This window comes from Anaerococcus hydrogenalis DSM 7454, assembly GCF_000173355.1.
Lineage (GTDB): Bacteria > Bacillota > Clostridia > Tissierellales > Peptoniphilaceae > Anaerococcus > Anaerococcus hydrogenalis.
Genome location: NZ_ABXA01000047.1, coordinates 55013 through 71245, shown reverse-complemented (window position 1 = coordinate 71245; position 16233 = coordinate 55013). Strand labels below are relative to the sequence as shown.

13 protein-coding genes are annotated in these 16233 nt (G+C 30.7%); 7 read left to right on the top strand and 6 right to left on the bottom strand.

Annotation, left to right across the window (positions count from 1 at the left end):
- Positions 1–6: 6 nt before the first annotated feature.
- The 4 genes from ANHYDRO_RS08715 to glpX form a co-directional block, all read right to left on the bottom strand.
- Positions 7–474, bottom strand: a complete 468-nt coding sequence (locus tag ANHYDRO_RS08715) for a V-type ATP synthase subunit K (RefSeq protein ID WP_004815837.1) — start codon at positions 472–474, stop codon at positions 7–9.
- Positions 467–2407 (bottom strand): V-type ATP synthase subunit I, encoded by a 1941-nt coding sequence (locus ANHYDRO_RS08710; RefSeq protein WP_004815834.1) that lies wholly within the window; start codon positions 2405–2407, stop codon positions 467–469. Before ANHYDRO_RS08710 ends, ANHYDRO_RS08715 begins: the two co-directional genes overlap by 8 nt.
- Positions 2394–2654: an ATP synthase subunit B family protein gene (locus tag ANHYDRO_RS08705; RefSeq protein WP_004815832.1), complete on the bottom strand. Its 261-nt coding sequence runs from the start codon at positions 2652–2654 to the stop codon at positions 2394–2396. Before ANHYDRO_RS08705 ends, ANHYDRO_RS08710 begins: the two co-directional genes overlap by 14 nt.
- A 568-nt stretch (positions 2655–3222) precedes the next feature.
- Entirely contained in the window at positions 3223–4185 is a 963-nt protein-coding gene (glpX, locus tag ANHYDRO_RS08695; RefSeq protein WP_004815828.1) for a class II fructose-bisphosphatase, read from the bottom strand.
- A 146-nt stretch (positions 4186–4331) separates the two neighbouring features.
- Here glpX and ANHYDRO_RS08690 point away from each other — a divergent pair, with 146 nt between their 5' ends.
- The 7 genes from ANHYDRO_RS08690 (at position 4332) to ANHYDRO_RS08665 (ending at position 10183) form a co-directional block, all read left to right on the top strand.
- The gene (locus tag ANHYDRO_RS08690; RefSeq protein ID WP_004815827.1) at positions 4332–5546 is read left to right on the top strand and encodes a hypothetical protein; all 1215 of its coding nucleotides are present in this window, start codon (positions 4332–4334) and stop codon (positions 5544–5546) included.
- Between the two features lie 585 nt (positions 5547–6131).
- The gene (locus ANHYDRO_RS08685) at positions 6132–6917 is read left to right on the top strand and encodes an ABC transporter permease (protein WP_004815824.1); all 786 of its coding nucleotides are present in this window, start codon (positions 6132–6134) and stop codon (positions 6915–6917) included.
- Positions 6895–7581 carry an ABC transporter ATP-binding protein gene (locus ANHYDRO_RS08680; protein WP_004815821.1) on the top strand — a complete coding sequence of 229 codons (687 nt, stop codon included), beginning with the start codon at positions 6895–6897 and terminating at the stop codon, positions 7579–7581. Before ANHYDRO_RS08685 ends, ANHYDRO_RS08680 begins: the two co-directional genes overlap by 23 nt.
- A complete protein-coding gene (locus tag ANHYDRO_RS10950) occupies positions 7571–7810 on the top strand; it encodes a hypothetical protein (protein ID WP_004815818.1) in 240 nt (79 codons plus the stop codon). The genes ANHYDRO_RS08680 and ANHYDRO_RS10950 overlap by 11 nt, the downstream gene beginning before the upstream one ends.
- Before the next feature lie 2 nt (positions 7811–7812).
- Positions 7813–8562 (top strand): ABC transporter substrate-binding protein, encoded by a 750-nt coding sequence (locus ANHYDRO_RS08675; protein ID WP_316244733.1) that lies wholly within the window; start codon positions 7813–7815, stop codon positions 8560–8562.
- A gap of 128 nt (positions 8563–8690) precedes the next feature.
- A complete protein-coding gene (locus ANHYDRO_RS08670) occupies positions 8691–9197 on the top strand; it encodes a sigma-70 family RNA polymerase sigma factor (protein ID WP_004815814.1) in 507 nt (168 codons plus the stop codon).
- Positions 9194–10183 (top strand): hypothetical protein, encoded by a 990-nt coding sequence (locus ANHYDRO_RS08665; protein ID WP_004815811.1) that lies wholly within the window; start codon positions 9194–9196, stop codon positions 10181–10183. Before ANHYDRO_RS08670 ends, ANHYDRO_RS08665 begins: the two co-directional genes overlap by 4 nt.
- A 57-nt stretch (positions 10184–10240) precedes the next feature.
- Here the strand turns inward: ANHYDRO_RS08665 and ANHYDRO_RS08660 are convergent, their stop codons facing one another.
- Positions 10241–10927 carry a ferric reductase-like transmembrane domain-containing protein gene (locus ANHYDRO_RS08660; protein ID WP_004815810.1) on the bottom strand — a complete coding sequence of 229 codons (687 nt, stop codon included), beginning with the start codon at positions 10925–10927 and terminating at the stop codon, positions 10241–10243.
- A 27-nt stretch (positions 10928–10954) separates the two neighbouring features.
- Entirely contained in the window at positions 10955–15895 is a 4941-nt protein-coding gene (locus ANHYDRO_RS08655) for an FMN-binding protein (RefSeq protein ID WP_004815807.1), read from the bottom strand.
- Positions 15896–16233: the final 338 nt, after the last annotated feature.

Below are 16233 nucleotides of genomic sequence, written 5' to 3'. Positions count from 1 at the left end.
AAAGCCTTATATATTGTTTACTAGAAGTAGGGAAATTACAAATCCTAAGATTGCATATAACTCAACCATTACTGAGTAAACTATACCTTGTACGAAATTATCTTCGTTTTTAGCTAGAATATTCATACCTGATACTGCAACTTTTGCTTGGGCTACTGCTGAGAAATATCCTACTACTCCAATTGGAAGTGCTGCAAATATATAATAAAGTCCTTGTTGGAAGTTAAGATCTCCACCCAATTTTCCTAAAATCATAAATCCAATTACAAATCCGTAAAGTCCTTGTGTACCTGGTAAAAGTTGTAGTACAAGTGCCTTACCAAATTTTGCTGGTTCTTCTACAGTTAAACCTGCAGCTGCTTCTCCTGTCATTCCTGTTCCTTTTGCAGATCCCATACCTGATAAGAATACTGCTATAGCAACAGCTACTGCTCCCATTATGTTTCCACCGTTTTGAACTAAAAAATCAACCATTGTATCCTCCTGTGATTATATTTATAAATTTACTGTTTTCTATCATCTGTCTAAATTTCTTGCCGCCACCTTCATAAAACTTGTTAAACATTTCTACATAAACAAGTCTTAAAGAGTGAACATATGCTGATAGGGTTGATAGGAATAGGTTAAATAATTGGAAAATTACAAAAATTATAACAGCTCCTATCTTTCCTAAAATTCCTGCAGGCCATAACATTCCTACAATCAAGTTTACTGAATAAGCTACAAATCCTCCTGAAAGAACAAGGGCCATAAGTCTTAGAAATGATACGAAATCTCCAATCCAAGAACTCAAACCATATAGAGAATATAATCCTCCAGCAGCCTTTCCTCCAATTGATTTATTTTCACGTCCTCCAGTAAGGACTATGCCTACCATACCTATTATCATTATTATCTTGGCTATATTTTTACCTGATCCATCAAGTAAATAAAGGGCTATTGCTCCTCCTACTGCCATGTACCATAAGACAGCATCAAACAAGGCTCCGAGTGGATCTCCATCTCGAATTAGCATGTAAGCCTTTACTCCAAGAGCTGTAAAAAGTGAAATTCCACCGATAATTAATGAAATTACCATTAGGGTGTTGAAATCTTTTTGTGTATCAATTAATCCTGGTAAAGGAATTATTCCTCCAAAAAATGAACCAAATATTAATCCAAATACACAGCCTGAAAGTCCTACTCTTGTAAAAAGTCTTGCCATTTTGTCAGTTGACTCTGGTAAATCTTTATATTTTCTAAGTAAAATTGTTCCAATAAAAAGTATTAGTCCATAACCTAAATCTCCAAGCATAAAACCTGTAAATATTGTATAAAAAATTGAAACCAGTAATGTTGGGTCAATTTCGTTATATTTTGGTAGAGAATAAGTTTCTACTACTGATTCATAAGGTTCAATAAGCTTGTTATTATCAAGAATTATTGGAACATCTGGGTCGTCTTTGTCTGCTTCTTTTAAATCAAGTACAAAATCATCTCCCAAAACTTCCTTCAAATCACTAGAAAATTTATCCTTTAATTTGTGAGGAATGTAGCCTTCAACAAGGTCTAATCTTTTTGTTTTTAGGAAATATTCGCTACTTGCTTCTTTTCTTCTTAAATTATCTAAATAAGCTTGGTAAAGGTAAAAATCTGGTAAGAATTTTTTGTTTTCTTTGATTTTTGCCTCGCTTTCTTTTAGATTTTTTTCATATTTTTCAATCTCTTCTAAATTTAAAGCTATTTTTTCACTAACTTTTTTACGGGTCTTGATATTAGCTTTTGAAAAACCATGGTCTCTTAGAAATTCTCTAAATTCATCCTTTTCTTCAAGATTTGATATGGCAATTACATAATTTAGGCTTTCCTTTTTATTAAGATCTATAACCATAGCTGTTTTGAAGTCTTTTTTTACAAAATCTGTATCAAAATCCTTATAAAATTGGTCAGCTATTGATCCTACTTCTACGAAAAATCTGTGAGAGTCTTCTATAGATTTAATATCCACATCAAGGTCTTTAAACACTTCCAACTCTTCATTTGAAGCCTTTAAAGATTTGATTCTTTCTTGACTTTTTTCTCTCAAATCCAATTGTTCTTTTAGGAGAGGATATATTTCGTCAAACCTAAAATTATTACCTTCTTGGTATAAAAGATCAAGGCTCATATCCTTTTTTTCTATAGAATTTTTCTCATCATCATCTAGAAATTTTTCTATAGAATTAATGGCATATTCTAGTTTTGATCTTTTTTCATCAATTCTTGTAAGCCTGTCTTGGTTTTTTACCTTTCTTAGGTAATCTTCCCCATCATCGACCTTTAAATCGTTAAAATGAACATAGTTAAACTTTTGTAAAATATCTAGAAGGCTTGTTCTATTATTTTCAAAAGAGAAAAGATTAAACTTATCCATTTTAACTATCGCCATTCTTTACAATCCTTTCTGTTAAAGAAGTTAAAAGTGAATCAATTTTTCCCTCATCTTGCTTTAAAATATCTTGGCTTTCATCTTTTGCCTTTTGGATAAGGGGCATTTTTTCATCTTCTGCTTCTTTTTTTGCCTTGTCAATTAAATTTTGACCATCTTTTTTTGCCTTTTCTATTTTTTCTTTGTAGGCCTTTGAAGCTTCAGCTTTAGCTGATTCAATTATTTCTTTGGCACTTTTTTTTGGCATCGTCTACAAGTTTGTCAGCAGCAATTTCTGCATCCTTAACTTGGTTAATTACATCACTTGCCATCCTTCACCTCCTACTATATACAGTTTAATTATAACATATTGACCATATAAATATATTTTACCCAATTTGTTCAATATTTATAGAAAATTTAAAAAACTTACTTATCTTTATCACAATCATTTTTAATAACAATATTTAAATTTTCTCTTTTATTATATTTTGAAATCTTATTATTTTTATGTAAGCATTGACAAAAAATTCTCTAATTTTGTATAATGTAAGTGATAATTATTATCATTATCAGAAAGGAATTTTTATGCAAGCTTTCAACAATTCAAATAATTTAAAAAATAGTAAAAAATTTTTTTGCCTATTTTTACTTACATATTTAATGGTAAGTCTTAGCCATCTTTTGATTAGAAATTTTTTCTTATCAAATATTTCATGTGTTTTTTTGGGGATTATTAGCTTATTTTTTTAAGTAAGGCTAAGTTAATCCCCAAAAAATCTCAATTTATTTTAAAAGCTATCCTTATTATTTTTATTTTTATAGCTTTTTTGTCCTTATTTTTGGTCTAATTTTTGGTCAAGTTTGTGGACAGAATCTATAAATCTTATTGTTCCTGAAGGAAGTCTTAATAAAAGGGATTGGGTTTTGGCCATATTATTTTTCATATAGGATACTCCCTTTAAAAAACTACTATCTGTGATTCCTGTTGCTGCAAATAATACGTCATCGCCTTTTACCAAATCATCTATGGTGTAAACTTTGTCAAAATCCACTCCCATTTTTAGGCATCTTTTTACTTGTTTTGAATCTGATGGGGCAAATACTCCTTGGAAGTCTCCTCCCAAACATTTTAAGGCTGCGGCTGCTATTACTCCTTCTGGGGCCCCACCTATTCCCATTATTAAATCAATTTTTCCATCGGATAATTCTGTGGCTATGGCTGTTAAGACATCTCCATCTTCAACCATAGAAATTCTTGCCCCAGCATCTCTTATTTCTTCTATTAATTTTTCATGTCTTGGCCTGTGCAAAACTGAAACTGTTATATCTGATACTTTTTTATTTAGGGCCTTGGCTACATTTTCTATATTTTCTTTGGTTGATTTATTTATATCTATTACACCTTTTGCCCTACTACCTGTGGCGATTTTGTTCATGTAAACATCTGGTGCATTTAATAAACATCCTTCTGGTGCAACTGCAATTACTGAAATCGAATTTATTGTTCCATTTGCAAGGGATGCTGTTCCGTCTATGGGGTCAACAGCTATATCTACCAAATCGTCTTGGTCCATATGACCAATTTCTTCTCCAATGTATAACATAGGAGCCTCGTCAATTTCACCTTCTCCAATTACAACCCTTCCATTTATGCCCAAATAATTGAACATGGCCCTCATTTGGTCAACTGCAATATTGTCAGAATCGTTTTTCTTTCCTTTTCCCAAATATTTTCCACTTGCAAGGGCTGCAGCTTCCGTTACCCTGCATAAGTTGATACCTAAATCTCTATTCATTTTTTCTCCTTTAAATAAAATAGTAAAACCATTTCCTATAATTTATAATACCAAGAAGTTAATTTTTTTTAAAGACTTTTTTTAATTTGTTTAATTTTTAAAGATTTATGATATAATCAATAGGTAAAATAATTTTTGGAGTTAATATGAAAAAGTTTTTGATTTTTTTATTTATTTTAATTTTTTCATCTTGTACTAAGAATGAAGGAAAAATAAATAGCAATAATACCAGTATAAAAGATAATAAAATTTCAAGTTCTTCTAATGAAAATAAAAAGGAAAAAAGATTAGTTTACAAGCACGATAATATGGAAGGTTTTGTAAGGGATGATTCTATTATTATTGATAGGATGCTTGGCGATTATCCTAATGATATTTCAAGTGATCCCAAAGATCCTTATACAAAAGATGAATTAGAAAATCTTGATTATGATAAAAATATTTCCCTTTCTGCCTTTAATATAAGGATACCAAAAAGGTGTATGGTTTTTTCAAAAGACGGGGAATATGTAATAGATTTTCCAAAAAATGACCAATATGATATTGAAATCAATGTTAAAAAATTATTTGAAGATGGGGAAAAATCTGAAGCTGAAATTAAAGATGAGCTTTATACTATAGCTGACAAAGAAACTTACAATTCTTCAATAAAAAATGCAAATGTAGTTCAAAAACCTATTCTTCTTGAAAGTGACTATAAGAAAATCTCCTATTCTATAATTGAGGATAGTAAATTTTCCTACACAAATATTTTTATGGCAACACCTACAAATATTTTAAAATTTCAAATTGTTGAAGATAAGGAAAAATCATCATCATCTCCTTACATAATGGCAGATTTATTATCAACAACCTATCCTGAAAGTGAGGATGTGGATATGGTGGCAAAATCTTTTAAAAATTTTGAGAAAAATATAGACCTTTATGCCACAGAAAAAGTTGATATGGGAGAATTTTCTCTTAACCTACCTGCTAATATGAAAAATGTGCAAGATAGCGAATCCCTTACACTTTATGAAAGCCAAGTTTCTGGCAAAACTGTAAACCAAGTTTTAATTTCAAAAATAAAAAAAGACAAGGACCTTGATTTAGCTAAGTCCTTTGCCCTAAGCCAAGGAAGTAAAATTCCACCAGCCTTTATAAGTCCAATGGGAGAGGTCAAAGAAGAGATGGTCCATGATAAATTATTTATGAAATCAAAAGTTAGAATTTATACAGAGCAATTTACAAAAGAAGGCGAGAAGATAGCCTTTGAAACTGAAAATTATTATGTAAATATAATCCTTACAGGGCCTTTGAAAAATACAAATAAGACTAGACTTTTAAATGATAATATTATAAATTCTTTGAAGTTTGAATAGTAAAAGCAAAAGACAGGTTAATCCCTGTCTTTTTTAGTGTTTATAAATGAAGATCTAATGCTGATATTTGAGGCAAAAATACTTCTAGAAATGACCTTAATTCTATATAAATTTAATAAAAGAGATCTCTCCACAAGGTCGAGATGGGTAATGGGTTTATTTATTTAATAGCTAAAGTTATATAGTTTTTTATAGTTTTAAAATTAAATATTTTCCTTAGGGTTAATTAATTATAAAATCCACCCCACACCAAGTATAGTCGGAGATTTCAAGAATTGACCTTAATACTTTATAAATTTAATCAAGGAGATCTCTCCACAAGGTCGAGATGGTAATTGCTGAATTAACTTTAATTACTAAAGTTTATGTTTTTATAATTTAAAAATTATTTTTCCTTTAGCCATTAAAAAAATATATCATTAACCCATCTCGAGCGCAGTCGAGAGATCTCTTTATTTACTTTGCTATTATAAAAAATTTCTTCCTTGATATAAACACTAGCTTAAAGAATTTGGAAATAAGAATTTTATTTTACAAATAATTGATAAACCTTCTCATTTTCTGATAGAATGTTAGGGGGTTTTTATGAAAAAATTTAGCTTTACTTACAAATTGAGGAAAAATTTTCTAGTTTTTTTCGCAATTCTTATAATTTGGCAAATCATTTATAAAATGAGGATTTTTTCGCCAATTTACCTACCTGGGCCTTACAAGGTTTTTCAAACTTTTCTTGCTATGGTTTATGATGGGTCGATTTTTGAAAATATTTTGGCTTCCCTTTATAGGGTTTTGGTCGGATATTTTTTAGCCTTTGCCTTTTCCTTTATTTTGGCTTTGATTTTTTATTTAAAAGCTGATATTTTCCCATATTTTTCAAATATTTTGGATTTTTTAAAAAATATTCCTCCCCTAGGTCTGGTTCCTCTTTTGATTTTATGGGTTGGAATTGGTGAAGTTAGCAAGATTTCCATAGTTTTTATGGCATCTTTTTTCCCGATTTTTTTAAATATTCAAAAGGGTTTTATGGAAGCTGATAAGGATATGATAGAAATGGGCAGGGCCTTTTCTTATAATGATAGGGAAATTTTTACAAAAATTGTCCTTCCTTCAAGCTTAAAGGATATTTTTGTGGGAGCAAGGATTGGTCTTGGCTATGCCTACAGGTCCATTATTGCTGCAGAAATGCTTGCTGCATCCAAGGGCTTAGGATATTTGATTAATTTTTCAAGGCTAATGTCAAGAACTGACAAGGTGATTGTGGGAATTTTGGTAATTGGCTTTGTCGGCATGGTATCTGATAAGATTTTTGTTAAATTTGCAAGCTTATTTTTGAAAGGAGATTTGAAAAATGACTGGTATAAATCTATCTAATCTTTCAAAATTCTATGAAATTGATGGCAAAAAAATCAAGGCCCTAGATAATTTAAGCCTAAATCTTGATATTAAGAAAAGAAATGTCTTGATTGGCCCTTCAGGCTGTGGAAAATCTACCCTACTTAGGATAATTGGGAGACTTTTGGAAATTGACCAAGGGGAAATTTTAAAAAATAAGGTTAAAACTTCCTTTGTTTTCCAAAATCCAAGACTTTTAGCTTGGAAAAATGTAGAAGAAAATATAAAATTTTCAAACGATGACCCAAAACTTTGCCAAAAATGGATAAAAATAATGGGCCTTGAAGGATTTGAAAAAGCCTATCCTTACCAACTTTCTGGAGGAATGAAGGCAAGAGTTTCCCTTGCCCGAGCCCTGATTTTTCCAAATGATTTTATGCTTTTAGATGAACCCTTTGCATCTTTGGATGAAATTACAAAGGAAAAATTGGAAGTAGAGTTAATTAATTATATGAAAATCAAAAAATCCGGCTTTTTATTTGTAAGTCATGACCTTGAAGAAGCCCTCAATGTGGGCCAAAGACTTATAATTATGAAAAAAGGAAAAATTGTTTCTGATTTTGACCTTGAAGATAAGAAATTTTCCAAGGAAATTTTGAGAAATAAATTTAAAAAAATAATAGGAGAAGAAAATGAAAAATAAATTATTAAAAATTTTATCACTTTTTGCCCTAGTTTTTGCAATTACTGCTTGCTCAAACAAGGATAATAAAGAAAATAATTCAAATGAAAATGTATCAAAACAAGTATCAGAAAGTAATGAAAAATTATCAATCGACGAATTAAACATAACATACGTAACAGCACCCTTAAATGTTCCATCAATAATTGAAAAAAATAAGGAAATTTTTAAAAACACCTACCAGGTGTAAAAATCAATTACAAGGAAATCACAAGCGGAGCTGACCAAACAGCTGCTCTTGCAAGCGGAGATGTTGATGTGCTTTATGCTTTGGGAGGATCTTCTGCAATCCTTGCCAAGGCAAACGGCCAAGACATAAAAGTTTTAAATATGTATTCAAGAGCCCCAAAGGCCTTTTCACTTTTTTCAAAAGACGATTCAATAAAAAATCCATCAGATTTAAAGGGTAAAAAAATCGGAGGACCTGCAGGAACCAACCTACACCAAGAACTTTTGGCATATTTAGAAAAAGATAAAATGAGCGAAAAGGACGTAGAATTTTCAAATATGTCAATTCCAGATGCCGCAGCTGCCCTAGATTCAGGAAATTTGGACGTGGCACTTTTGGGAGGACCTGCAGCTTATAAGGCAAAAGAAGCGGGATTACATGAAATTACAAATGGTGAAAACCTAATCGATGCTATAATCTGTGTAGCAAGCTCAGAAAAATTTACCAAAGACCACCCAGATGTTATAAAGGCCCTAAATGATGCCCAAGCTGAAATTTCTAAATTTATGATAGAAAATAAAGACCAAACAAAAGAAATAGTAAAAAAAGAACTAGACCTTGACGATAAGGCCTACGATTATATGTTTCCAATGTATGATTTTTCAACAAAAATCACAGACAAAGATAAAGAAGGTTTCGAAAGAACAAAGAAATTTATGTTAGATAATAAAATGATAGAAAAAGATTTTGATATCAATCTTTTGTTTGAATAAAATTTTAAGACATACAAACCATCTCGATAAAATCGAGGTGGTTTTTTTTATAAAAAATTAAAGATATAATTTAAAATAAGGATAGATTTGCTCAACTTTATACGAATATATAGGCAAAGGAGGAAATAATGGATGATAAAAATTTAATAAAAGGAATTAAAAACAAAGATGAAAAATATTTGATTGAATTCATTAACCTTTATGGGCCTATATTAAAAGGAGTTATTGTAAAAACTATAGGAAATAGGAGAAATATTTTAGACGAAATTTTAAATGATGCTCTCCTTGGAATTTGGGATAATATAAATTCTTATGATCCTACTAGGTCATCTTTTAAAAATTGGTGTGCAGGAGTTGCCAAATACAAGGCAATTGACGCAATTAGAAAAGAAGCAAAACACGACTGTCTTGACCTTGATGATATTTCAGGTTTTATTTATGATAAAAATTTAGAAAATTATGATGAAAGCGAAAAAATTCTTAAAATGTTGTCAAAAAAAGACAGGGAGATTTTCAAAAAATTATTTATAGAAGGATATTCCTACGATGATTTAGAAAAAATTACAAAAATCCCAAAAGACAGACTCTACAACAAAGTTAGCCGTGCCAAAAAAACTTTAAGGAGCAAATTATGAAAAATATCTATGACAAAATAAATGATATGGATTTTGAAATTGAAAAAATCGAATTAGACGACTTTGAAAAAGAAAAATTAATAAAAACTGCAAAATCCTACAAAAAAAATAAAAAATCAAAAAAAATTTTACCAATAGCAGCTGCATTAATCCTAGTAGCTGGACTTAATATTCCAATTGTAAAAGCCGAAGTTTCAAAATTTACAACAGACATAAAAGTAACAATGATGGAGACCTTTGGTGCAAGTCCTGATTCCTACAAATATATAGCAGAAATTAATAAGCCAGTAACAGTTGGAGAAGATTCATTTGTGATAGGAAATATAGCCTTTGAAGATAATAAAATCTTTATAAATACCCTAAGAAATGGAGAAAATTTTAAAGAAAATACAAAAAACAATTCAAATTTGTATAAGGTCGTAGTTGATGGAAAAACTTATAAAGCTATGGGCTCATCAGGAAGCGAAGGTTTGTTAGAAGATAAAAAAACATCATCAGAAAATCTTATGATAAGTTTTGACAAATCTTTTCCAAAAAAAGATAAGGCGAGCGTAGATTTATATTTCGCAGACAAAAATAAAAGCCAAATAATTTCAATAGAATCTCCAATGAATACAATAAATAAAGACAACAAAATTTTCGCTGAAAATTTAAAAATAAAAGGAACAAAGGCCACAATTTCATTAATGAAAATAAATCCAATGACCCTTACAGCAACAATAAAAAATCTCGATAAAGCCTATGTTTATGAGCTAAAAGGAGTTGACGAAAAAGGAAATAAGATTTCTTTAGATGAAAGGGTTGCAGATGAAAATTCAACAACTTTTATCTACAACAAAGATTTCTCTGACCTAAGCCTAGACGAAATAAAAGACGGAAGAAAAATTAATTTTACCCTAAGCCGTTCAAAAATAAATGAAAATTCCGGCAAAGAAAGTGATGGAAACTTTGAAAAATTTGCAGAATTTTCATTAAGTGCCAAATAAAATAAGGACAAAAAAATCCTCAAATGAAATTAAATTCATTTTGAGGATTTTTTATTTCTATTTTGCCAATGATTTTTGCATTTTTATATTTCTTTTTCTCAATCTTAATACTACATAAGATGCATATATGATAGTATATACAATTATCCCTAACATATTATCCTTCACATTAGCAGAATATAGTACCATAACATGAACATATATGCCTATAAAAAATGGATAGGCCATTTTTTGCAAATTTTTCCAATTTTTAGCCTTCATTTTTTTGCGTACACTCTTAAAAGAAGTTACAAAAAGAGGTATTAACATCAACAATAAAAATATTGTTATTATTGATGCTATTAATTCCCTTTTAGGCATAGAACTAGGATTTGTAAAAAGAGTTGGGAAATAACGTAAACCAAATATTATATTATGGCTAAAAACTAATAAGCTTGCCATTATAGATATTTCTCCACGAATTGCCATCAATTTTTTTGAAAAATCATTATGTTTTGTAATTGTTCCTAAAAACATTACTATCATAAATGTAGCTGTAGCAAATATCCCCCTTGAAAATATCTTCATAAAATATTCATTAAACCAAGAAGGTAAATTTCTATCATAGCCCATATTATAGTAATAAACTACAAAACAGGTCCAAACATACACACCTACATAAAATATTACAGGTCGTTTTTTAATAAATTTGGCAGCTAAGCCGTAAAAAATTATAGTAAACAGTATTCCAGTAATTAAAGTCATCTTATTCTCCTTTCTATTTTCATAAGCTTATTGTTCCTTTTCAATAGGATTTTTACTTTCATCAATGATAATTTCCTCTTTATTATTTTCTAAAGGGGGCAATTGAGAGTTTTTTGTGCTTTGAATTTTGAGAGAATCTTTTTCGCTTTCACTATTTTCTTTTTCAGTTTTTTCTAACTCTTTATTACCAGAATCTTTATTCGATTCATCTTTATCAGGATATTTTTTCTCACTTACAGAAGGTTTTAAAGAAGCTTTTTCTTCTATTTTATTTTTAGAATTTTCCTTTTTCTTTATAGCCTTTTTGCTAGAAGATTTATCTTGACTATTTTCATTTTTAACAGCCTTTTTTACTATAACCATTACATAGGCTTCTCCTACTTGTTTTGAATATTTTGATTTGAATTGTAGGTAGACTCTTTGTGGCCTGTCGCTTACCTTGCTATAGTCTGGCTCTTTTTTAAAGCTTACTTCTACCGAACCGTCTTTTGGTATATTTGAGAATTTTGCCTTGTAATCTTCTAGGCTTGGGGCTTTGCCTTCTACTATTATTGGCTGTCTATTTGAGCTTATAGGTGTGAATTTTTCACCTTGGTCTATATCTTCATCATCAGATATGCCGTCTCTGTCTTTATCTCTGTACAACCAATATTCAATTGTTCTTACTAAAATCTTATCGCCTTTTTCCGCCTTGAATTTTAGTTTTATAGTTTTAAAACCACTTCCATCATTTGGCCATCCCTCTTCACTTCTTTCTGGAGTTCCACTTATGGTTTTTCCATCGAATTTCAAACCTTTTGGCAAGCCTTCTATTTCTGGAATTATATTTGCACCATCTAAAAGACTTGTTACTGTGGCTGGTCTTATTGACTGACCCTCTACCCATTTTTGTCCGTTTGATTCCATAAGGCTTGTATCTATTACTTTTTGGTCTACTTCTATTTCTTTTTTAACAGCTTTTCTCACTACAACCATTACATAAGCTTCGCCTATCTCTTTAGCATTTTTTGTTTTGAATTGTAGGCTTACTCTTTGTGGTCTTTCGCTTACCTTGCTATAGTCTGGCTCTTTTTTAAAGCTTACTTCTACCGAACCGTCTTTTGGTATATTTGAGAATTTTGCCTTGTAATCTTCTAGGCTTGGGGCTTTACCGTCAACTATTATTGCTTGTGAATTTGCCCTTTGAGGCGTGAATTTCTCACCCAAATCTTTTTCGTCACCATCTGCAAGTCCATCTCTATCCTTATCTCTGTATAACCAATAAGTTATTTTTCTTACTAATAGCTTATCTCCTTTTTCTGCCTTAAATTTTAATGTCAGTGTTTTTATGCCACTTCCATCTTCTGGCCATCCTTTGTCACTTCTTTCTGGAGTACCTGTTATGGTTTTTCCATCAAATTTTAAGCCTTTTGGTAGTCCTTCTATTTCACCAACTATTTTTGCTTCTGGATCAAGACTTGTTACTGTCGCTGGTAATATTTCTTTTCCTTCTATCCATTGTTGCCCATTTGATTCCATAAGGCTTGTATCTATTACTTTTTGGTCTACTTCTATCTCTTCTTTTCCTTGTGGTTTTTCATTTTCAGCAGCTTTTTTCACCACTACCATCACGTATGCTTCTCCTACTTGTTTTGCATTTTTCGCTTTGAATTGTAGGTAGACTCTTTGTGGTCTTTCACTTACTTTGCTATAGTCTGGTTCTTTTTTAAAGCTTACTTCTACCGAGCCGTCTTTTGGTATATTTGAGAATTTTGCCTTGTATTCTTCTAGGCTTGGGGCTTTACCATCAACTATTATTGCTTGTGTGTTTGCTCTTAGTGGTGTAAATTTTTCACCTTGGTCTATATCGTCATCGTCAGAAATTCCATCTCTGTCCTTATCTCTGTATAGCCAATATTCGATTGTTCTTACTAATAGCTTGTCGCCTTTTTCTGCCTTGAATTTTAGTTTAATTGTTTTAAAACCACTTCCGTCTTCTGGCCATCCTTTGTCAATTGGATCTATTGTTCCTGTTATGGTTTTTCCATCAAATGTTAAGCCTTTTGGTAGTCCTTCTATTTCACCAACTATTTTTGCTTCTGGATCAAGGCTTCTTACTGTGGCTGGTCTTATTGACTGACCTTCTATCCATTTTTGTCCGTTTGATTCCATAAGGCTTGTATCGATTACTTTTTGGTCTACTTCTATTTCTTCTTTTACTTGTGGTTTTTCTTTTTCTTTTTGTCCATTTTCTTTTTCTTCTACCAAATGTTTATCTGATTCTTTTCCAGATAATTCGAATTTTGCATATATAATCTTTGGTAGGTTTGGATTATCTCCCTCTAGTAATTTGTATTGGACTTGTCTATTTACAGGCAATTTGTCCGTTACATATTCATAGCGATTACCCTTCTTTGATACTAGACGAATTTTAACTTTTTCAAATTCAAATGATTTTGGAGCATCAATTGTTTGATGACTTGCTATATTACGGCTATCTGCATAATCCATATCTACCTTATCTAGCTTGTACCATTTTTTACCGTCAGCACTATATTCCAAGCCGATTATATAATCTTTACTATACTTACCAACTAGTATTCTAAAGTCATCATAAGATAGTGATTTTTCATGGACTACTTTTGCCTTAATAATTCTAGTATCGCCATATTTCTTTAGGTCATTTCCGTTTTCAATTGTTTTTCCATCTGAATCTTTTATGCTAATTCCATTAGCTTGGAAATCTTTCCATCCTAATTCTTTTGAACTTCCATCTTTTTTTGTAATTTTTACTTTAAGCTCAGAAAAATCAACCCCTTCGCCCTTGTTTACTTCTATATTCTTATTTTTAGGTGAAATTATTGAAATTTCTTTTACATCAGTATTTGTTTTGTAATCATTTGAGGATTTTTCTGCCGCTTCTCTTGTTGCTGCTGAAATTCCACTTGCACTTACAGTTGCTCCTGAAATGCTATCAAATAAGTCTTTTGAACCATAACGATTTGACATGTATGCTTTTACAGTTCTTGAAAGTAAAGTTAGGTCTGATTCTGAATTATCACCTCTAAATCCTTTTAAATGATTTAGATATTCTTTTCCAAATAAGTCAGCTACTTTCTCCTTAGGATTTTTGCTATTTCTAATTATTTCAAAATATTCTCTGTAAAGTCCCATTTTTGCAATATTTAACCTAGCTTCTTTTCCTTTTAGGAAAGAAAGTATTTTTTCTGCTTTTTTTCTAAATGGTCCCATATCGTCGCCATATTCCGAATTTAATCCTACTTTTATCTCTGAAATTTCTCCATTTTCAACTCTTATATATGTTTTTGTCTTTTTAGTATTAATATAACCTATTCCCCATCCTGTATATTCTCCATCTTTGAGTGGTTGGTTGTTGTAATATTTTTTGAGTGCATCATCTATATTTTCTTCAGGTTTTTTACCTGGTTTTTCTTCTGGTTTTTTGCCAGGATTTTCACCCGGTTTTACATCTGGTTTTTTATCAGGGATTGATGGGATTGTTTCCCCTCCAGCTTTTGATACTGCATCGTTTACTGCATTTATTATTCCCCCACTTGAAAATGTTGCACCAGATACTGTATCTACACTCTTTCCTGGTTTTCCTAATATTTTTTCTATTACGGATTTTGCCTTGGCAAAGTATGTGTCATCTTCTTGGTGGGATAGGATTTCTACTCTTGTTATTGAAGCTTTTGATATGGTTACTCTAACTTTTATTGGACCATTGAAGCCTTCTGATATTCCTTCGTAGATACCATCTTTTAATTTCTTATTACTATTACCTATTCCTATAGACTTTCCTATCTTTTGATTTTTATTTGATTTTTTATTCTTTGAAGGACTAGGTTTTGTTTGTTTTACTTTTTGATTTTTTGATCCAGCTTTTGCTATTGCATTGTTTACTGCATCAATTATTCCCCTACTTGAGTAGGTTGCACCAGATACTGTATCTACGCTTTTTCCTGGTTTTCCTAATATTCTTGATAAAACACTTCTTGCACGATTAAAGTATGGGTTATCATCACTGTAAGATAGGATTTCTATATTTTTTATCAATCCATTTGATATGGTAACTCTTACATTTATAGGTCCATTGTATCCTTGGCCTGATCCTGTATATACTCCATCTTTAAGGTCCTCATTTCCTATTGTAACGCTTCCTGCAAGATTACCTCTCCTATTATTTGCATTTGATGAATTGTTTACTGCTTGCACCTTGGCTTGTTGTTTTGAACCAGCTTTTTGGATTGCATCAGCTACTGCCATTTTTAGTGCATTTGATGACACAGTCGCTCCTGAAACTGAATCTACATTTACACTTCCAGTACTTAAAATTTGATTTATAACTGCATAAGCTCTTCTAAAATATTGTGGAGTTTCATTTTGAGAAATAACATCTATTGCACTTATCTTTCCATTTTTTATAGTTACTTTTACAGTTAATATTCCACCATAACCATTTGCACTGCCAAGATATTCACCATCTTTTAATCCCTCAACTTTTTTTCTGTCTTTCTTTTTAGTTTTTACTTTTATTTTTTCCTTAGATCCAGCTTTTTGTAGGGCTTTTGCTACAGCATCTTTTATTGCATTTGATGATATTGTAGCTCCTGAAACCGAATCTACATTTACGCTTCCTTTTCTTAAAATCTCATCTATTACTGCTAGGGCTTTTTTAAAATATTCTTCTGTTTCATTGTGGGATATTATTTTAATATCAGTTAATTTCCCATTTTCAATGCTTATCCTAACAGTTAATAAGCCACCATAGCCTTCTGAACTTGCCTCATATTGTCCATCTTTTAAATCTTTTGAAATTCTAACCTTACTATGTAGAATCTTTTGTTCTTTAACTGCACTGAGCCTTTGATTTTTTTCAAAAGCAAATATTGACGACTTTATCATTACTACAGATGCCAAGCTTACGATAAATAAGGTCAAGGCTTTTTTTAAAAATGTATTTTTCATCTTTCCTCTTTATAAAGTATATTTAGGTTATAAAGTTACCTAGGCCTTTGATTTTTTAAGATAAAAAATCTTAAATATTATTTTGACTACAAAGTCTTATTTTAAAAATTCATCTAAAATATTCGATTTTTATGTCTGATATTGGTGAAAATAACCATAGCTTTTCTATATTTACTGCATTTTTACAAAATAAGAAAAGTCAACTTGATATTATGTTTGTTTTTCTTAAATTTTTTGTACTAGCAATGATTTATCAAATAAATACAATAATTCTCATATAAATCGATTTTATTAATTTAATGCTCTAGTTATTTTTTCCAAAATCAACTAATATTTTT